The 18,920-nt window shown below is 38.7% G+C and carries 17 protein-coding genes; 12 read left to right on the top strand and 5 right to left on the bottom strand.

The window, feature by feature from the left end:
- The first annotated feature begins 106 nt into the window (after positions 1-106).
- The 6 genes from PAUR_RS13720 to PAUR_RS13695 all read left to right on the top strand — a co-directional run bounded on the left by PAUR_RS13720 (position 107) and on the right by PAUR_RS13695 (position 4,938).
- The gene (locus tag PAUR_RS13720) at positions 107-934 is read left to right on the top strand and encodes a hypothetical protein (protein ID WP_192508250.1); all 828 of its coding nucleotides are present in this window, start codon (positions 107-109) and stop codon (positions 932-934) included.
- A 36-nt stretch (positions 935-970) separates the two neighbouring features.
- Positions 971-1,567 (top strand): tyrosine-type recombinase/integrase, encoded by a 597-nt coding sequence (locus PAUR_RS13715; RefSeq protein ID WP_192508249.1) that lies wholly within the window; start codon positions 971-973, stop codon positions 1,565-1,567.
- A gap of 343 nt (positions 1,568-1,910) precedes the next feature.
- Positions 1,911-2,117, top strand: coding sequence for a hypothetical protein (locus tag PAUR_RS13710; protein ID WP_192508248.1), 207 nt, complete (start codon positions 1,911-1,913; stop codon positions 2,115-2,117).
- A 156-nt stretch (positions 2,118-2,273) separates the two neighbouring features.
- On the top strand, positions 2,274-2,948 hold the full coding sequence (locus tag PAUR_RS13705) for a DUF2971 domain-containing protein (protein ID WP_192508247.1): 675 nt from the start codon (positions 2,274-2,276) through the stop codon (positions 2,946-2,948).
- 108 nt (positions 2,949-3,056) lie between these two features.
- Positions 3,057-3,632 (top strand): hypothetical protein, encoded by a 576-nt coding sequence (locus tag PAUR_RS13700; protein WP_192508246.1) that lies wholly within the window; start codon positions 3,057-3,059, stop codon positions 3,630-3,632.
- A gap of 133 nt (positions 3,633-3,765) precedes the next feature.
- Complete coding sequence (locus tag PAUR_RS13695; RefSeq protein WP_192508245.1) at positions 3,766-4,938, top strand: hypothetical protein; 1,173 nt, start codon at positions 3,766-3,768, stop codon at positions 4,936-4,938.
- Positions 4,939-5,277: 339 nt separating this feature from the next.
- On the opposite strand, the gene PAUR_RS13690 is transcribed toward PAUR_RS13695, so the two are convergent.
- Positions 5,278-6,243 (bottom strand): TolB family protein, encoded by a 966-nt coding sequence (locus tag PAUR_RS13690; RefSeq protein WP_192508244.1) that lies wholly within the window; start codon positions 6,241-6,243, stop codon positions 5,278-5,280.
- Between the two features lie 119 nt (positions 6,244-6,362).
- Between PAUR_RS13690 and PAUR_RS13685 the strand changes: the two genes are divergently transcribed.
- Positions 6,363-6,542, top strand: coding sequence for a hypothetical protein (locus PAUR_RS13685; RefSeq protein ID WP_192508243.1), 180 nt, complete (start codon positions 6,363-6,365; stop codon positions 6,540-6,542).
- Positions 6,543-6,684: 142 nt separating this feature from the next.
- Here the strand turns inward: PAUR_RS13685 and PAUR_RS13680 are convergent, their stop codons facing one another.
- Both PAUR_RS13680 and PAUR_RS13675 read right to left on the bottom strand, forming a co-directional pair.
- Positions 6,685-8,571, bottom strand: a complete 1,887-nt coding sequence (locus PAUR_RS13680; protein WP_192508242.1) for a PKD domain-containing protein — start codon at positions 8,569-8,571, stop codon at positions 6,685-6,687.
- 1,141 nt (positions 8,572-9,712) lie between these two features.
- Entirely contained in the window at positions 9,713-11,083 is a 1,371-nt protein-coding gene (locus PAUR_RS13675; protein WP_192508241.1) for a hypothetical protein, read from the bottom strand.
- Between the two features lie 328 nt (positions 11,084-11,411).
- Here PAUR_RS13675 and PAUR_RS13670 point away from each other — a divergent pair, with 328 nt between their 5' ends.
- Genes PAUR_RS13670 through PAUR_RS13655 form a run of 4 tightly spaced genes read left to right on the top strand, consistent with a single transcriptional unit; the run spans position 11,412 to position 14,907 of the window.
- Positions 11,412-12,524 (top strand): hypothetical protein, encoded by a 1,113-nt coding sequence (locus PAUR_RS13670; RefSeq protein ID WP_192508240.1) that lies wholly within the window; start codon positions 11,412-11,414, stop codon positions 12,522-12,524.
- Positions 12,521-13,600, top strand: a complete 1,080-nt coding sequence (locus tag PAUR_RS13665; RefSeq protein WP_192508239.1) for a hypothetical protein — start codon at positions 12,521-12,523, stop codon at positions 13,598-13,600. Before PAUR_RS13670 ends, PAUR_RS13665 begins: the two co-directional genes overlap by 4 nt.
- 19 nt (positions 13,601-13,619) lie before the next feature.
- A complete protein-coding gene (locus PAUR_RS13660) occupies positions 13,620-14,045 on the top strand; it encodes a capsule biosynthesis GfcC family protein (RefSeq protein WP_192508238.1) in 426 nt (141 codons plus the stop codon).
- 10 nt (positions 14,046-14,055) lie between these two features.
- On the top strand, positions 14,056-14,907 hold the full coding sequence (locus PAUR_RS13655) for a pesticin C-terminus-like muramidase (protein ID WP_192508237.1): 852 nt from the start codon (positions 14,056-14,058) through the stop codon (positions 14,905-14,907).
- A gap of 178 nt (positions 14,908-15,085) precedes the next feature.
- Here PAUR_RS13655 and PAUR_RS13650 read toward each other — a convergent pair whose 3' ends face one another.
- A complete protein-coding gene (locus tag PAUR_RS13650) occupies positions 15,086-15,835 on the bottom strand; it encodes a hypothetical protein (protein ID WP_192508236.1) in 750 nt (249 codons plus the stop codon).
- A gap of 23 nt (positions 15,836-15,858) precedes the next feature.
- A complete protein-coding gene (locus tag PAUR_RS13645; protein ID WP_192508235.1) occupies positions 15,859-16,662 on the bottom strand; it encodes a CPBP family intramembrane glutamic endopeptidase in 804 nt (267 codons plus the stop codon).
- 182 nt (positions 16,663-16,844) lie between these two features.
- Between PAUR_RS13645 and PAUR_RS13640 the strand changes: the two genes are divergently transcribed.
- Entirely contained in the window at positions 16,845-18,374 is a 1,530-nt protein-coding gene (locus PAUR_RS13640; protein ID WP_192508234.1) for a winged helix-turn-helix domain-containing protein, read from the top strand.
- Positions 18,375-18,920 lie beyond the last annotated feature (546 nt).

Raw genomic sequence — 18,920 nt, 5'->3', positions numbered from 1 at the left:
GCCCTATATTCAAAAAAACGAGCCGTTTGGTCGTTTTTATCCTTTTTTTAATTTCTAAAATGATTAAAAGTATATCTTTAGCAACAAGTTAGTTGTTACATTTGAAATGAAACAGTTATTAATAAGGATCTATTTAGTGGGTATATGTCAATTAACAGGAAAAGAAGGAAAATATGTTAAATCTCATATCATTCCTAAGTCTTTAACTAGGCCTAAGAAATCAGGGAATAAGTTCCTTCAACCAGACGTAAAAGCCCCACAGAAACGTTTTATCAAGCGTGCTGATAGTTGGTATGATAAATCAATTGTAATTAGAGAAGGTGAAGATTTTTTATCCGATATTGATTCTCATGCGATAGATGAACTCAGAGCGCAAGGCTTACTTTGGTCAAGTGATAAAGTGAGGATGCAAGCAACTCATTCAAAAAATGAGCTAACCGTTGTGAGCTTTAGTGAACCGAGAAAAATCAGAAAGTACTTTTTAAGTTTGTTATGGCGAGCTGCGGTTTCAACCTTACCTGAACTTGAAGACATAATATTAAACAGAAACCAAAAAGAACAATTAAGACAAATTATTATAGGGGAAAGCGAAGACGATCTGAGTTTATTTCCTACTACTTTAATTCAATTAACAACAGAGGGGCCGGCACATAATTTTGCTCCCATCAAACTAAAAGTACATGATAGAGAAGTCTATCGATTCTATATGAATGGTTTGATTGCGCATATCTATCTCCATAATACAAACATGCCTGTTCTAATGAATCCAGTTCCGTATGACCATCCAATTTTTGTTGGGTCAGAGCGAACTTTAGTTTCTCAAGTTAAAACTGAACATTCTTTTCAGTTAAATAACTTGAAAAGGGGCATTTCTGAGTTAAGAGGTGCCAACTGTGAAGGTTCTGTCCAAGCCTTAGTTAACAAAGTAATCTAGCTATTATCAATAGTGACTTTTAATAAGGAGGTCACTATGAAACAAGAACTAAATCAAAATGCGACTGGGGTGAAACGTCCTCTCAAACTTGAAGAAATTTGGCGTATTCGTACTCGAATTGAAATTCAAAATAACTTAATGCAATTAGCGTTACTTAACTTGGCTATAGACAGTAAACTAAGGTCATGTGATTTATTGTCTTTAAAGGTTCGAGATGTCGCTACCCAAGATCAAGTTTTTGAGAGAGTTCAATGGACGCAGAAGAAAACAGGAATTGAAGTTCAATTTGAAATAACACCAAGAACGCAACAGAGCATTAGTCGTTGGGTTCAAAATGTTGCTTTGCAACCTAGTGATTATTTGTTTCGGAGCGTTCGTCGTGTTAATCAACCAATAAGCTATTCATATTACAGATCTATCATAAGGAGTTGGGCTGAGCAGTTAGGACTTGATTCTGATTTATACGGCACACATTCAATGCGGCGAACTAAAGCAACTCTGGTTTATGCGCGGACTAAAAATATAAGAGCTGTTCAATTGTTACTTGGTCATACCAAAATAGATAACACAATTAGATATCTCGGAATTGAGATTGAAGATGCAATTAAGATATCCAGAGAAACAGATTGTTAATTTATCAAAGGCGGCATTTTTAAGCTGTCTTTGCCCCAAAACGTGTTTAGGCGAATGCCTCAAAAAATAGCGGCCATTAGAAAATTATTTTTAAAACACTGCTCTTATGCCCAGTTGCTTTGTGTTTCTCCTATAGTCAAGAAAACGACTCATTGGGTCGTTTTTATCCTTTCCATAATTTCTACAATGATTAAAAATATATCTTTAGCAACAAGTTAGTTATTGTGATAGAACTGGTACAATGATAAAAATGACCCGTGGCTCGGTAGAAAAACGACCCAATGGGTCGATATTAAATTGTTAGGCGTGTTTAGAAATTCCCACATTAAAAGGAAAACCAGAAATGTCAGAAGTAGTATTAAAAGTTTCACATCACCCTAGTGGTAATAGAACTCTTACAGAGAGCACAGATGGGAGCATTCCAGTCGATTGCCAAGGAGATCTTTTCACAAACAGTGACAACGGTACTTTCTATCGAGCTGTTGCACAAAAAATTGCCAGCTTGCATGCCGACGGGCACTCAGTCACATACCAAGATACAACGGCGTAATTTGGTTGTTATTAACCTTATAAATCAGGTATATCTACCATCGCCTAACAAGTCAAAGCACGCGGACATGGTAAAGCTGTCACCTTTTTTGTTCCAAAAAAGTCGCCAACTTCACCATGCCGGTGTTTGAGGCGTTAGCTATCACAAGGAATCACGGTGAAACTTTTCCACTTTCTTTCTGAAGAATACGCATTGAAAGCATTAAAAGACCAAAGGTTAAAGGTTTCTCGTTTCTCTGATTTCAACGACCCATTTGAACTGACTTCTATGACATTGGATGATAAGTTTAATAGGACTGTGATAAATGAAAACAAGAAAAAAATTGATAACTTATTTCGAGTTCTTTGTTGCAGCGCTAGTTGGAATAGCCCGCTCTTATGGGGGCATTATGGCGATAAACATAAAGGTGTTGCGCTCGAGTTAGAAGTACCTAGCGAAGCGGCTGAAGCTATTCGCTATCGAGAAAGTAGAGAAAATGTAGATTTAGAAAAGTTGTTTTCACAAAAAGATAATGAAGCTAAACGTAAGTTCTTTGAATTATGCACTACTAAGTACATTGAATGGAGCTATGAAGATGAATATCGGGTTCATTTAATGGATGATGAATTCTATCACGATAGCGGTCATGACTTTTTCGACCTTGAGGGGCAGATAGTAATTAAAGGGATTATTATTGGCGCAATGAATAAAACTTTAACTAAATCTGATATTCAACAAGCGTTGCCTTTGGGGCATGAAATTTCAGTAACAACTTCAAGAGTAGCGTTTAAGTCTTTTAATATTGTTAAGAGAAAAGACAAACCTACCTATTTGGTAAAAGGTGAAAGCTAACAAGTTACTCAAAAGGACGCAAAACGCTTGGCTTGCGCTCCTTCGTCGCTAATTTTAGCCAAGCATTTATGCGCCCATTAGTAAGGCGTTATATTTCAAGGATGGTTTGTGCGTAAGTATCTATATTTGACAGAAGTAGAATGGGTTGATGCGTGGGTTAAGGGAGGTTCAATTCCAATTTCTCTTGCAAGCTCATACCTTTCAGAAGACCGAGCCGGAATATTTACTCCTGATGAAAACTTAATCCATGAATCCGCAGTGTCTATTCCTAGCCTAAGACAGCATGGAATTAGTATTGAAGGCTCAAGAAATATAACTATAAAAAACTTTACAAGTAATGGTATTAAACAACCAGATATCATCAATGCAAGTTATTACAAAGACGATGGTCTTATTCTTTCATTTTGCAATAGCTTTAGTGAAGACATAGCTAAAAAAATGGATAAAAAAGCCTGTGTAGAAATCATCAATATTGAAAAACTACGTCAGAATATTGATAGACAACTTGGTTGTAAAGGTATCATGGATTCTTGTAGGTATACCTCAGATCATAACCGTAATCACTTTTTAAAATCTAGCGAAGATTCATGGCAAAATGAGTTTAGAATATTTTGGAAAACGACTAGAGATAAATGGGTTAAAATACCAGCGAACTCAGCTAAGTTGGTTAAAGTGTTCGATTGAAATATAAAAAGAAAATCAACAAGGACACGTAACAGTTGGCTATGTTTCGCTTCGCTGCACAATTTTAGCCAACTATTACTTAGCCTGTTATTTAGGCGTTAACGATCTTTATCAAATTAGTACGAGGAATATAATGGTAATAACTCCAAGAGTCGCATGTGATACATGCGAAACTAAACATTTGCTCAAAGTAACGCTTGGTCGTGAAGATAGCCAAAATCACACATTTCCATGCACTGAGTGCGAAGAGGAAATGCAGTTTGGTTTAGAGAACATGCATTCCGTTACTGATGTTAGATATAAATATGGTAAAAACTGTGTCGAAGCTGATTTTGAGTATGCAGACGCTATACAAGTTCACCTGAATCCAGATTTTGGGGTTGGGAATAAAGTTGTTGAAGCTGGAGATATTTTTAGGGCTACTCTTTCAAATGTGCTGGAGATGGGGCGAATGCGAGAGGAACTGGATAAGCAAGAAAGCAATGGTATCATTGCTCATCGAGCAACTTACGAAAATTACAACAGTGAGATAATGCGTTTTTATCTTAAGGTTTGGTCTTTGCTTAATAAAGGAAAGGTAGAGCTAGCTGACAGCTACATTTTGAAAAATGTGAAAGTGTTTGAAGAACAAACTGGAATGGGTGAAGACTACTATAAAGAAAAGTTTCTTAAGTATGTTATTGGTGCTTATGGCTTAGAAATTTATCAAAACTTGCAATCAGCTCAGGCGCAAGCTGGTGATCTAACAGCCTTAATTGAATTCAGTAAAACTCAATCGGTAAATGTATTTGATATACTGGAAGAATTCATTGATTCTTTTGGTGAATTTTCGCAAGTGTTTACGTATCTCAATAGAGGTATTGAAATTTCAGGACGTGTTAAAGTCTCTTCCACAAACTTTAATCGAACGAAAAAATATTACAGCTCAGCTTATGAAGCTCTAGCGAAGCTTTTATTTATTCCAGCAGGTCTGAATAACTCAATTGTACGAGGTAATCCTCACACGTTTGAACGAATTGATTCTTTAAGTAAGTATGTCAATAACGGAAACGGAGATAAGTTGAGGTGCTTAACAGGAAACGCTGAACTACTAAAATTGTCTGAGTGCTATGATAATCACCTGCGAAATGCTTCATTTCATAACAATATGGTGTATAGCTCCAAAAAATCTAAAATCTCGTATACAAAGAACAATGGTGATTCAGTTAGCTGCGATTACAAAGAATATTTGACTATGTGCATTAAGGTTACAGAAGCGCTTGCTGCATTATACCTGTTCAGTTTAGCTGACTTAAGAGATAGTTAAAAAGCCTTTAAGACTGACTCGCAAACGCGTGCCGAACTCGCTAATGCTCAAACATAGCACACGTTCACTCATAGCTTAAGGCGGCGTTACGAATGACAGTTGTTGGACACAACTGTCCTTCGTCTCTAATACGTTTCTGTCCAAAAACGAGTTTACTGGCCGTCTACTTCTCGCTCTTAACTGCCTGTCAGGTGGAGTCTTAACCAATCTACCAGAAATGTATTTTTGATATGTTATTAGTTACTAAATTTGTGTACTTCCCTGGCTTTGCTAGATACAGATAAGAGTACCTGTATCTAGGTGATGATTCTTGCCAATACTCCGTTACGCCATATTTGTTTATTGTTGTCTGGCGTGCGCTAACCTTTCCAGATAGTGCTTATCAACGTGATAGACAGTGGCTGTTTGAGACGCATTAATTAGCACTCTCTCAGTGGATGAGCCATCTTTGTCGACCTTATAAATATCATAAATTCCAAATACGTTCTGTGATGTAAAAAAGACTTTAGAACCGTCAGGAGACCAGGCAGGGTCACCATCTCTAATTCGGTTTCTAGTAAGCCGTGTTTGGTTGGAGCCATCGACGTTCATCACATAAACCTCTTGGTTACCATCTCGATTTGAAAGGTAAGCGATTTGGGTGCCATCAGGCGAGATCTTTGGGTTGAAGTTATCTGTATCATCATTGGTAAGTTGGATCACGTTACTACCATCGATATTGGCAATGCTTATTTGCGCTGCAGCCGTTTTAGAAAAGCGGCCTTTAGAATGAAAGAGTAGTCGTCCATCGGGCATATACTCAGGAGCGCCTCCCTCTAATCCTTTTATCTGGTGTTGTTCGGTGCCGTCTGAGTTCATCAGCCAAATCCCTTCTTGCATGTCGCCGTTTTTATCAGTGTACTCTCGGCCGAATACAATGGTTTTCCCATCAGAAGAAAAAGCAGGGCCGTAGTCCCAAGCGTTTTTTAAATTGGTTAAACGGCGCATGTTGGTGCCATCGATATCAGCGGTGTGAATAGACCAAGTTTTTCGTTTGTCGTATTTACCATAAAAAGCAATTTGCTTACCTGTAGGCGAAACCGCAGGGTAGCCGCCTGCGTTATTAGGCACATCAATAATTTTTATACGTTTCTTCCCTTGTTCATCGCTCAAATAAATTGATTTATTATCACCTTCTTTGAACCCATAAATAATGGAAAAAGGTTGGGAAGTCACTTTTTCATTCGTTTGACATCCAGTCGTTACGCTAAGAAAGCAGATAGAAAACAGTAGACATTTTATTCCTGAAATTTTTTTAGATGACATAGAGCACCGTCTTTATTTTAATGAAAAATTTAGGGAAATTATAAAGATATTAAAGAGGTAAACATGACGTTTTACTGATTTTTCACTGATTCTTGACGCTATAGTATTTATAGAGGGTATTGAGTAACGGAGCGACTGTAGAATATCTGATCCATGATTTATTGGAGCAAGCATCTAGTTTTCGGGTAATTGAATTGACATCATACTTGAAGAAAGAGCGCCTGCTAAAAGACTCTGCGTTAATAGCATATGATGCTGATATATTTGAGCTAAATAGTACAATGAAGCAAGCGGTTTGACCCGCATTATTTAGCGAATTATACACTTTCTTGTATTCGGCCACTAACCGTCACATCTATTTTAGAAACGTGGAAATAAAAGGTTGAACCAAGTCAAGGCTGGCACTTTAACTCGGTTCAATCTTGTATTAGTTCAAATCACTTAATTACAGTTTTTCACCCATTTCCAAACTGCCCATGTAGACGAGTTATCTGCCGGAGACTGAGCTTGTGTCCACCATTTCGCTTCATAAACGCTGCCATTTTGAGACGCTTGGTCGCCTTTGAGGTAAACACTTGAACTATCCCATACGGCAACATTACAGTTGCTATCCGAAATGACGACTGAACTTGATTTAGTCGATTGTTCACCTTGTGCATCGGTCACTGTGAGTGTGACAGGGTAAGTACCTGCAGCAACGTAGGCATGAGATGGGTTTTGCATTTGGCTGCTATTGCCATCACCAAACGCCCATAAATACTCGATAACGCCTGAGTCATCTGTTGAAGCATCGGTAAAGTTTACTGCTAGACCATTAGTTGAATATGTGAAGTCCGCTACAGGCGCTTGGTTACCAGTTGCGGTGACTGTCACCTCAACTACGGCACTGTCTTGCGCGTTGCCGTTGTCTGTCACAACCAGCGAGACGTTATATGTCCCGGCTTGCTGATAGGTATGTGTGACTAAACCAGCAGTCGTACTTGTTGTACCATCGCCAAAATCCCACGCAGTCGTGACAATATTACCGTCAGAGTCAGATGACATGCTTGAATCAAAGCTGCATGTTAATTGCGAACACTGTGTCGTAATCTGAGCAACTGGCGGGTTATTGCCTGAGTTACCATTATCTCCTACTGGTAACACGCCACCAAAATGGGTGGCTACTTTTGGCCAAATTAACTCAATGCGTGTGCCGCGGTTTAATTTAGTTGTACACTGCGTGCTATTACCATAATGGTGTAGGGCAATAACATCGTTGTTTTTTGCCGACAGTACAGGTGAGCCTGAAGAGCCCCCGATGGTGTCACATTTATAACCCATGTCTGTATCGCTACCACGACCCGCTGTGACGGTTTGGTCAATCTGACACAGCCCATTTGCGTTTAAGTCACTTTCAATTGCCAACTCTTTCGGGTTACCCGCACCATGCTGCGGGATATAGATACGCTCGCCTTGATTTTGTGCATTTGCATCTAGCCCAAAGTGGCCAAACTGTTTAATTTTTTCAAACTCTTGCACAGTAAATAAGGTGTAATCTAGCGCATAATCGGTAGCCAAAAGCTGGTCGCCGTTTACTTTCACTGTGCTATTGGTTGTGCCAGTACCACAGCCTGTGCGCTGGTAATTAAACCACACTTCAACATTTTTGGTATCTGCTGCTCTACTAAAGCAGTGATTGTTGGTAAACATATGGTTATCGGCACCAACACGCCACGCAGTACACAGGCTACGACCACCGATAAGCAAGCGCGCAACTGGGCGGCTACGTTCATATTCAACCGGGTGAGACTCTTCCCAACAGGCAACGTCTTGACGCTCATTAACACCGCAAGTCGAGTTAGGCTGAATATCACCACTTTCAAAAATAGCGGCTCTTTCAGCTAATTCAAAATCAGAGAAGCCGGCATAGAAATCTTGTATTTCAACACCATGACTTTCGCCCCATTGTACTGAGCTAGGTGAAACTAGCGTTACTTTAACTGTGTCTGATGACACCGACATAGATGCTTTGACATCGCTGTCATTGTGATCATAACGATAGCTTTCTGTACCTTCTAAATTACTGACTTCAATGTATGCGCCTTCAGGTAACGACAACTGCGCAAAGTTTATTTTAATAAACTGTGCATCAGGGTGATTAATAATATGCTCTTTAACATCTTGGGTGGTGATCCCAGCGTGCCCCGCATTAAGCGATAGCTGATGAGAAACAATTTTAGCGATGTCTGTTTTTTGCGCTGAAGCGTCTAATACACCAGCAAAAGTAGCTGATGACAAAAGCAATGCACATACTGGAAGTACGGCCTTGCGAACTTTACACGGTATCATAGATATTATCCTTTAATTTTAGTTGTTGTGTTTTTGAACAAAACACAGTGAATGTATGTTAATTAAAGGTTTCATTCAAGTGTTTTAAATGTATCAAAGAAAGTGGGGTAGAATTTTTATTATCAGGAGTAAGTGACTTAGTGCTTTATTTTTGGAAGTTTTATTTAGATCAAGATCACGTTAATGCTACAGCAAGGTATATAGCGTTTTATGAGGTGGTGTATTAGACAGGCAAGAAAACACGCCCTTGTTAACTCCTGACACGAAACAGTCGAAATTCAATTCAATGGCTAATATGAAGCATATTATTACTCTGATCGAAGTCGGGGGTAATTAATATGACAGTAATTACAAAGCAATTTAATACACCTCATTTAATATCTGCTTTTGGAAGTTTCTTAATGATATTTTAAACACCAGAATATTCTGAAGCAGAAGCGTATGGCATGCTATGTTTTTGTGTTACTGAGATACGAGAGAACGCAAAACGACTCGGTAGCAACTATGTTGGTAGTTATGTTAGCGACATGAAGGATGAGCTCTTGTTTGCTTTTGAGCAAGATGAATAGTTTTGGCATTGGCTAAACCCTCTAGCAGTTGTCACTTATGATTTTGATTGGGGGGCAAATGATCGTGATTGAAATGTGGGAAATGACTTATCCAACAGCTTATAATGACATAGACGACAGCGGTGAAACCTGTCAATTATGAAATGTTGAAACTATTGATGAGAAAGAGTGTATGGGGGATTATTTTCAGGTGAAATACCGCCAAATTATACTGAACCAAGCTCAGGTTATTTCCCTCATTTTGAACAGCAGAAAAGTCAGCGTTAATTTCATTAGTCTATGAGTTCCAAATTTTTTCTTTATAAAAACTAAGAAAAGGGTATTTGTTAACATGCTTGGAGTTAACGGTCACAGTATTGATGGTATATGTTCAACTATATAAACTATTCAATATCTATTATTAATTGCCTGATAGTTAAACATACTTTTTATTTTCCTAAGCAGTCATGTATAAGCCATTGCGGTATTAAGTCATTAAGATACGAATGCGATAATTTTATTCATATGTTTATCACTTTTTGACAGACTATAATTGACGCTTCTAAGTTTCATTGATGTAGCGCTTTTGTAGATTACTCTGCGACTGCTTCGTCCATCAGTTCAATCGCAACAATTTCAGAACGGTTCATGGTGAGTTTGTAACGTTCTAGTTGCGTACTGTGATCGGTTGAAAACCGTAGCACAAGGTTAATTTGGTAGCGCCGTTCTACCGACTTTTTAGATACCTTTTGGCCTTCTAAGGTATATAGCTTTCCAGCACCTTTCTTCAGGTAGCGAACAAATGAAGCCATGTTGAAGGTAATACGTTGCTGCACTTCATCGTAACCGGGCAAGAATTCACTGACATGAACCTGATCTTTAGTACAGAAATGCATTAAATGTGCAGCCTGCTTATTTTGCTGCCGGCGTTGTTTAAATAATTTATTAACCTCAGGTGGTAGGTCTTTTTTGCGAATGTGCTCGAGCCAAATGGTTTGTGTGCAGACGATATCGTCACTCACGGAGTTTTTAAATTTATTACGCCATTTGGGGCGACCTCGCTGTATTAAGCGCCATGCCCATTGGGTTAAATCTTCTTTGAATGTTTCTCTGAGTCCATAAATTACACCTAGTAGCGCGATGAGGGCAACGGTAACCTCTTGAAAATTAGAGCGCGCGTTAAGCACAATAAACATCACAAATGCCATGATCACGCCGGTTACGAGTCCTTTTACTAATCGCTTTAAGTTTAACGTTAAGTCAGTGGTTTGTTTATTAAACACCACCCCATATTCAATCAGTCGTTCGAGTAGCTTCATTTTATTGGTGATGCGGTTTGGGTCGTCCAATGTCACTTGTGAGTTGTAGGTTTGTTCAGTTCTGTATTGGCTTTCTTGCTGACAAAAATCAATTAACGTGGCACGTTCTTCGCTAAACTCACTTGATTTAGGGCCTCTGGAGAGTAACTTTAAAAATGTTTGTTCGGTATGCCAGCTGAGGTAGTTGTCAGCATTTTGAAAATATGATTTGAGCTTGTTGTCGGGCGGGGTATAGCGCCTTAAACTTTTCAGTAAGCGGTCTGTTTGTTCAACTAACATAGCCACGGCAGGGAAAAATTCATCAGGCTCTTTAAGCTGTAGTGTGGCTTTCACATCGGCGTCTAGTGCGATTCTGAGCTGGTAGCAAAATAAGTTTAAGTTGAGCCGATAACCGGTTTTTTCTCGCTTGGTTTGGCTGATAAAGCGACTATGAACCAATGGTAAATGTAATTGCTCAGAGTAGTAGGCACTATGAGATTTAATGTTGGCATTGAAGAAGTCGACTTCATTGAGTGTATTTGTATTGATCCCCATATCGGTTGGAATTGAAAAATACAGGTCGAGTTGATTGGTTTCTTTGGGCAGAAGTTGATAGTTGATCTTGAAGGATAAGTTCTCATCTTGACTTAGCTTTGCTCTACTCACTCTTAATTACAGCCTCCTGAGTTAATGTCTTTTTTAGTTTAGCACAAATGCTTGAGTTACATTGGTTTATGTTAAACCATATTGTTTAGCTTGAATCAAATTGACGACTAACACATATAAAATATCGCCTTACTGAGTGACTTTTTATTGCCCAGATGTATTTTTCTCTTGTGTTGTTACTAGGGTGAACTATTTCGAGCACTTTCATTGAGTCATTGTGGCTTCAGCATAGATTACTTGCGCTTTTTTAAATTATCCACTATATCTGTATAGTGTTGTATGAAAATTGTACATCTTAAGCTCGCTACTATTAACTATGGATGGTTATATGTTCACACCTCAGCAAAGTCGAAAGTCAGGGCAAACTTTTGTTAGTGGTTTAATCTTATTGACCATTTTTTGGGTGATTTTGTATGTTGTATCTCACTCTATGTCGGATGAACAGCTTAACTTCACTAAGATCAATTTGAGTGAATCTTACCGTCTCTCTCCACAAGGAGAATTCTTTCTTTATGATACCGTCGCGATTAATTGGGCAATGGGAGAAGCGAATGCATCGCCGATACTAAAACGTTTAAATGAGAGAACGAATCAAATAAGACTTTTGATGGAGAACCTTAGATTAAGCTCAGACCAATTAGCGAAAAGCTTAGGCCAGGAAAGTGACATAACTGCACTTTCAAAAAACAACCCAGTTACAGTTATTGATGATGCACTGGCTCATTCTCTGTGCGACCAAAAAAAGATTAGGTGTGCTGTTTGGGACCAGGCAAAAAGCAGTTTGCAACGTTTATCTGAAGAGCTAGCTTCGATAAAAAGCTTTGAAGAATCTAACAACATTATGAATAAATTATTAATTACGTTGTCTGATTTACAACAAAAAACCTATGCCCAACATTTAGATGCAAATGCACTTAGACTCAGTAATGCCCGTTCATTTTTTTGGTCAAGCCCAGCAGGTAGCTCAATTGAGATTATATTTTTTGCCGTATTTGGTGTACTAGCTAACTTGTTAGTGACTTCTGCTGAGTATTTACGCCACAACAACTTTAGGCCAAGTGAACGCTGGGTTGCTTACACCAAACTAGTTTATGGCCCGATTTTAGCGTGGATATTAGTGACGGCAATTGCTGTTGGCTGGTTTGATTTAGGTGAGTATGAAGTTGGTGTATATAGTCTACCGCTACTTGCCTTTATTCTTGGCTTTTATTCGCGAAAAACCGTTGCGTTATTTGATAAGTTCGGTAAAAAGTTACTCGGAGAAGCGGGTAAATCTATCGAAAAAGGGCCTGCCCACATTGCTGCTAGGCGACGAGCAAGTTTTGAGCAATATTTACATTCATTACATCCTCGAGACTGTTACCAAATAAAGCAAGCTGCTTTTGATATCCATAAGGATATTGTTAAAACCATTGTATTTGAAAAGGAAGCAAATAAATGAAACCTTCACTGCTTGTTTTTATGTTGATTGCGCTTTGTCTAAATGGTTGTATGAATACCTCACAAACAACACAAGAAGTTGCGAGCACCGTTATTGATACAGCCGAAAGTTTGCATATCAGGCATATTCAAACAATTGACGCTTATATTAAGTCATTAGAAGCCGCTAAGAGTGATACTGAACGCTTACTCAATGCAATACAAGGCGATCGAAAAAAGATAGTAAAGCTCAAAAAACAGATCATGTCTATGAGAGCAGAAATCTTAATTGGTAAGGCGTTACAGTCATATCACAACCAAGCACAAGAAGATATATTTAGTAAACTTGACCAACAGATTGAAGCTAACTTCTGGCCAGAAATCGTTGCACAGCACGCTGTATATCGAGATCGGGCCGATGCTTTTGGTGAAGAGATAAAGGCCCATCCTTGCAATAATCGAGATAGCGGTTGTACCAGTATTTCAGCTACTAATTTCAATATGATACAAACGAAATATCGAGATAGCAGTGTTGCTGCTGAATATATTTTGCATCTTGGCTACGAACAAGAGACGCTGATATGGCAAAACGCCATTGAGTCATATCAGAAACAAACAAAAATGATTGAAGCGGAAGTATTTCGGTTTTTAGCAAAGCAACCCAACGAACTTAATATCTCAGTTACGACCTTGGCTAATGAGTTAACGCAGGTCGACAATAAATTTGCTCAGACCATTACGCAGTTAAAACGTGAAAAAGCGCAAATAGAGCAGCACTGGGCCTCAACGAAAGGTGCCATGCAATTGTTACAAAAAGAGATTTCTAAACCGGCTGTGTGGAAGTTGATTTTAAAGGGAGCCTCTACACAAACCAAAGGTATTTTGGCCGGTTATAGTAGCAATATTAACCAAGCGGTCAGCGGCATATTTGGCAGTGACATTGGCAAGATTATGGGTGATAGATACCAAAAGAAAGTTATGGAAATAGCTGGTAGCGGTTTTGAAAAGTTAGAATTAGTCATAAATAAGACGATCGATAAAGCCACCAGTAAAGTCACAAAAAGTGTTGATGAATTTAGTCATTCAGGTCAAAATTAGATAAAAGAAGGAGTTACACATGCCTAGCTTTCGGCCACCAGATATTGATCCTGCATTAACTCAAGAAGCTCAAGAGGTTGTTAATGAAGCTTCTACCAAAATTGAAAACTGGCTAGTTGAAGCGTTTGGTAAACTTGAAAAGGATTTTGATAATAGTCTTGATGTTATTCAACAAAAACTAGATGTTGAAAAAAAAGCATTTATTGAGGAGGAAATGCGTCAAGCCAAGCAGTTTCAACAACAGCTTGAACAATTAAAGGCGGCAGCACGTTATCTTACCCCTATGGATCCTGACCAACATGATGTTATTGAAAAACTAAATAAACTCGTTGAGCAGGCAGATCGAGATTTAAATACACGTGAACAAAGGTGGACAAGCTTTGGTAGCAAAGCTGTATCTATAGCGCACTCAGGAGTAAAAACGCTGCTTAAAGGAGCTATTTAAGGGCTAATGTATGTTGAAACTTGATGATGGCTTTAATCGTGGCAGAGTAGAATTTAGAGATGAAGTTCGACATTTGCAGCGTGTTTTAAGACTAATAGGTATTCGCTTGGAAGCAGATGGGTACTTTGGTGTTAGCACACAAGATGCGATAAAGAAGTTGCAGCAAGAAAACGCATTGATTGCATCGGGTGAAGTAGATAATAACACCTGGCTGGTGATTGAAAATAAACTCGTTGGAGATCTTAAATCAGATGTAACCGAGCTAGAAGCACCTTCAGCAACTGTCATTAACTTGTTGCAGTCATTTCGAGGTGATTTGGCTTGGATACATACTCGTGAAGGGCATGCAGGAAAAGCTTACTGGCCAGGCGGCCACTCAGGGGTTACATTAGATCCGGGATTTGATTTAGGGCAACAAAGTAAAGATGAATTTCTTAAACACTACACTCATATTTTGAACCAAACGCAATTAAACGCATGTATAGATTGTATAGGCTTAACAGGTCGAGAAGCGAAAAGTCATTTAAATAAGGCTAAAAATCTGATTGATATTCGTATTAGTAAAGGCCAAGCATTGCAAATACTGCCAGTAATTATTGACCCTTACTGGGTCGCTATTGGCAAGAGGTTTCCGCATTTGTTGCACGCAACCACTCCGGATAGTGTGCAAACAGCATTATTGTCTTTAGCCTTTAATCGGGGGGCTCATAATCGAGGACTAGATATTTTGAATACACCAATAGCGCAAGGAAACTGGAATGAGTGCGCTAATTTTATTGGGAGTATGCAGCAAAACCACCAATTAGAAGGGATCCGTAGGCGTCGCCGTATGGAAGCTGCATTAGTTCAACCGTCGAGGTAAACAATATTGTTTGTTACATCATACCAATTTTAAAAGGTTAGGGGTGGCCTAAGCCTTTTAAAACAGTATTTATTGCAAATGTAAACTGATATGCCAGTACTTAGCCTTCACTGTTACTCTAAAGTATGCCGGTTATGCTAAATTCTTGTTATTTAGTGTGAACGCTGTTTTTCAAACTTTAGGGTGATGAAGGTTGTTTAACCATTCGAAAGTCAAGGAACTTTGTGTTAGATGATTCATCAACTGTCATAAAAAATGCATAGCTGCCTTTCACGACTCTTGAAATAGACTTAGCTACCCAAGGGCCGTCTGGCCAAGTTTGTCCATAGTCTATCTTTACGTGGAATTTACTGATCTTTACTAAAGACTCAGGTTTAAACGCCTGTTTCGAATATGTTTTCAATGACACAAAGCGCAGTGATTGTTTAGAAACTGTTAGTTCAGACGTTAACGCTGACGTCAACCGTGCGTTGACTTTATTGTTGTCTACTTGCTCCACTGTGTCGTCAATATCTGCGCTGACCATAGTAGGAATATGGAATATCCACGTCGTTTCGGTTTCATTAATAAGTGCGGGGTTATCTGGAAATCTAGCAGGGTTAATTAATAAACTGCTTTCCCAGTTTAGCCCAGTTTGTGCTTCACGCTGTGTCGAGTTATCCAATAGTGTAATATGTTCTTCTCCACTTGAGGTTAAACTCAGTAACTTTGCAGTGGATTTTGATTCCCCTGTTGGCTCCTCGTGAACTTCTACAAATGAAATAGACTTGCCTGCCAGCAGCAATGCTCGATCAGACTCAATTTTAAGTACTGCCTGTTGGTAAGCCAATTGTGCGGCAGTCGTCGCTATACTTAAGTTTTTATGATCAGCAGCCATAATGGGCATAACGGCCAATGATAAAATTAATAATATTTTATATAGTGTCATATTTAATCTCTGCGTCTATTTTCTCAGTAGTCGTTTTGTTCTGTTACATGCAGCTGACTGGCTTTAATGTAAAGCAAACCAGGTAATGTTGAGAGTAGTAAAAAAATCACAATGATCACAATATACCCAGTAAAACTAGGGCTTTGGAATTCATTCGTGTTCGGTACTAGATAGTTGTTAATGGTGCCAGCGCAATTGATAATGGTGTGCACGATAATGGCAGGCCATAGTGACTGTGTGAAGTACACTAGCCCAGCAAAACCGATGCCGATCAAAGTCGCAAATATGACTTGTGCGCCAACGTCTATCATAGGCATATGGTATAGGTTACCAAGGTGCGCTAAACCAAACACGATGGCTTGGAACACAGCGGCAAGGAGTACGCCTTTCTTGGTCGCTCCCCAAGCTTTAAGTAATATGTAAAAACACATACCACGCATGAGAACTTCTTCGAAAAACCCAGTTGCAAAATTTGAAAAGAGCCAGGCAATTAGCACCTGCGTTGAAAGTTGTACTTCAGCCCAATTTGCACTTGTCATACTTAAAAGTGCAATGAGTAGTAGTGGGGTGGTACAAAGAAGCCACTTAGGGTGCCAAGATGAGTATGGTGAAGTGACCCCGACGCTTTTAGTCCAACCAAATTGTTTTAGCATACTAAGTATGGCAGCAGAACTGACCGTAATGAGTATTAATCTTGGCCAATTAAATAATGGAGCTGGGGTTGGCTCGAATACTTTGACAACAAATAATGCGCCGACAAACAAGCACGTCATGATGATGGTGACCATTGCAGGGTATATATGCATATATTTTTTAAGTTTGTTCAATTGTAAATTCACAGGTTGCGTTGATTTGGCGCTACAATATCGTAAATAGCGTAGTATCGCGTATTATAAAACTCTATAAGTTTCTATAATTTCATACTTAACAGTTACTTACTGTTTTTTTGAAAGGGAGACCCATGATGTTTTATATGACCTAAACAATAAAAATTGAATTGAGAACAAGCATGTTAAGCTATTTTCAGGTTGGTGAGTGGTTATTTTATCCCCATAAAAATGAAATTCATTGTAAAGAAGAAGTGTTTAAAATCAGGCCTAAAACAGCCGAAGTATTTAAGGTATTACTGCAAGCTAATGGTGAGATAGTCAGTAAACATGATTTACTGCAACAAGTCTGGAATGACGTAATAGTTGAGGAGCATGTTGTTTTTCAGTCTATGACTGAATTGCGTAAAGTTTTTAAGGGCACATCAACGATAAAAACACACCCACGCAAAGGGTACTCCATATCGGAAACTATCACTGAAATTGATATGCACAGTGGACATGAAGAGTCAGCTTTTAGCATAAGATCGCGTTTTAAATTAGACGACCACAAAAAGTTTTATTACTTAGCTCCCCTGATTGTTTGTTTATGTTTGTTGCTTTTCTTAGCTGTAAAGTACAGCACGGAAAATCACGTTGCGAAACAGGGTTCTGTCATGGTATTACCGGTCACGAACAGAATTGAAGACTCCGAACATATGTGGGTTAAATATGGCGGTATGGATCTGTTGATTAAATACTTACAACCTCAGTTAGATGCACCAGTATTACCTACTGAAGAGGTACTTGATACATTAAAACGTGCTGATGTTAACCAAGAAGAATTTGATGAAGTAACGGTTTCAAGGTTATTTGAAGTATCAGGTGCAGAGGTTATTGTTGTGCAAGCTATGTCTGGGTACAGCGGAGATTATCAGCTTGTGTATAGTATTTATAAGAAGGGGAGTATCACGCGAGGTGCGTTATTTGCCGATAATACCAACCAACTGTACTCCGATTTATATTCACTGATACTTCATTCTATGGGGGTGACCGAGATTAGTGAGATTCAAACGTATCAGCACAACTTTGCAAATGAGATGCTTGCGACCGCGATAGGTGAGATGCAATCCGATAGTTTTACAACCGCAGTGACTATGCTTCAAGCTGTGCTTGTCACTGAACCTGAGAATCTCTTAGCATGTAGAATGCTAGTAAAGTCATTAGTTTATTTAAATAAATATGAAGAAGCCAAGCAAGCAGCCAAACGAGGGATTGAGTATGCGATTAAAAATGGTGATACAAAAAATTTAGGCAGACTCTTGTTTTGGCAAGCATTAAGCACGACTCAGCAAAGGCAGTTCGATGAGGCTTTAGCGATTTTGTATCAAGTTAAAATTAAAAGTGAACAAACCAATGACTTATTGTATTTAGCGAATACATATAGAGTGATTGGTAAAATACATCTTAATAAGAAAAAATTTAGCCAAGCAAGAGAGGCTATCTTTGAGGCATTAAGGTTTTATCAAACCATTCAAGAGCCGTATGGGCAATCGAGTATGCATATTGATTTGGGGGAACTGGCATTAGCTGAACAAGATTGGCAAGCAGCCATGTCATCGTTTAATACCGCGTTGGCCCTTGCAACTAAAAGTAACATAAGTCAGCTTGTTGCTATGTCAAATGAATGGATAGCGAAAACTAATGAGGCAAGAAATGACACAATAAACTAAATTGAGAGTGATTTAGGTTGTTACCTATTCTGGGACTTAGCTGGGAGTTTGTTCCTTTTTCATTTTTTGTATCTGAAAATAGCCAGCGCTTTTTTGATGCGTTTGAAATGAATAAAGAAGGTCATCATTACGTAAAGTGTTTATGAATGGGTCTCAAATTGCCACTGTGACATAGCGAGATAAGCACGCTTTAAACCATTTACGTTAAAGCTATTTAACCTCAGGTTTGGGTAAGGGTTTTGGAATAGACAATGTTTTGAAAACAAACTTACGTACAGTCCAATGATGATATTTTGTTTAATATCAAGGCGCTTTTATGCAGTCATAGCGGGCTATTACAAATGAAAGCAACGCCGAGAGTGAGAAAAATAGCTTTATTGGGCAAATTCGCTTATCCAGAGCTGAGGTTACTTAGGAAGAAGTTGATTTAAGGGCGTGCATTTAAGGATATGCATTTAAGTCATGTGTATTTCAGGTAAGTTGGCTGTCCCACATTAGACAATGGCTCAAAGGCAAGTATTGTTTAATGTGGTACTTCCTAACCTA

The sequence above is a fragment of the Pseudoalteromonas aurantia 208 genome, assembly GCF_014858725.1.
In the GTDB taxonomy this organism is placed as follows: Bacteria; Pseudomonadota; Gammaproteobacteria; order Enterobacterales; family Alteromonadaceae; genus Pseudoalteromonas; species Pseudoalteromonas aurantia.
The sequence above is the reverse complement of the archived record's forward strand: the minus strand, read 5'-3'. Positions and strand labels throughout refer to the sequence as shown.

What these genes read in the sequence shown, in the direction of transcription:
- PAUR_RS13720 (WP_192508250.1), top strand. Translation starts at nt 107, where the DNA reads ATGAAACAGTTATTAATAAGGATCTATTTAGTGGGTATATGTCAATTA.
- PAUR_RS13715 (WP_192508249.1), top strand. Translation starts at nt 971, where the DNA reads ATGAAACAAGAACTAAATCAAAATGCGACTGGGGTGAAACGTCCTCTC.
- PAUR_RS13710 (WP_192508248.1), top strand. Translation starts at nt 1,911, where the DNA reads ATGTCAGAAGTAGTATTAAAAGTTTCACATCACCCTAGTGGTAATAGA.
- PAUR_RS13695 (WP_192508245.1), top strand. Translation starts at nt 3,766, where the DNA reads ATGGTAATAACTCCAAGAGTCGCATGTGATACATGCGAAACTAAACAT.
- PAUR_RS13690 (WP_192508244.1), bottom strand. Translation starts at nt 6,243, where the DNA reads ATGTCATCTAAAAAAATTTCAGGAATAAAATGTCTACTGTTTTCTATC.
- PAUR_RS13680 (WP_192508242.1), bottom strand. Translation starts at nt 8,571, where the DNA reads ATGATACCGTGTAAAGTTCGCAAGGCCGTACTTCCAGTATGTGCATTG.
- PAUR_RS13670 (WP_192508240.1), top strand. Translation starts at nt 11,412, where the DNA reads ATGTTCACACCTCAGCAAAGTCGAAAGTCAGGGCAAACTTTTGTTAGT.
- PAUR_RS13665 (WP_192508239.1), top strand. Translation starts at nt 12,521, where the DNA reads ATGAAACCTTCACTGCTTGTTTTTATGTTGATTGCGCTTTGTCTAAAT.
- PAUR_RS13660 (WP_192508238.1), top strand. Translation starts at nt 13,620, where the DNA reads ATGCCTAGCTTTCGGCCACCAGATATTGATCCTGCATTAACTCAAGAA.
- PAUR_RS13655 (WP_192508237.1), top strand. Translation starts at nt 14,056, where the DNA reads ATGTTGAAACTTGATGATGGCTTTAATCGTGGCAGAGTAGAATTTAGA.
- PAUR_RS13650 (WP_192508236.1), bottom strand. Translation starts at nt 15,835, where the DNA reads ATGACACTATATAAAATATTATTAATTTTATCATTGGCCGTTATGCCC.
- PAUR_RS13640 (WP_192508234.1), top strand. Translation starts at nt 16,845, where the DNA reads ATGTTAAGCTATTTTCAGGTTGGTGAGTGGTTATTTTATCCCCATAAA.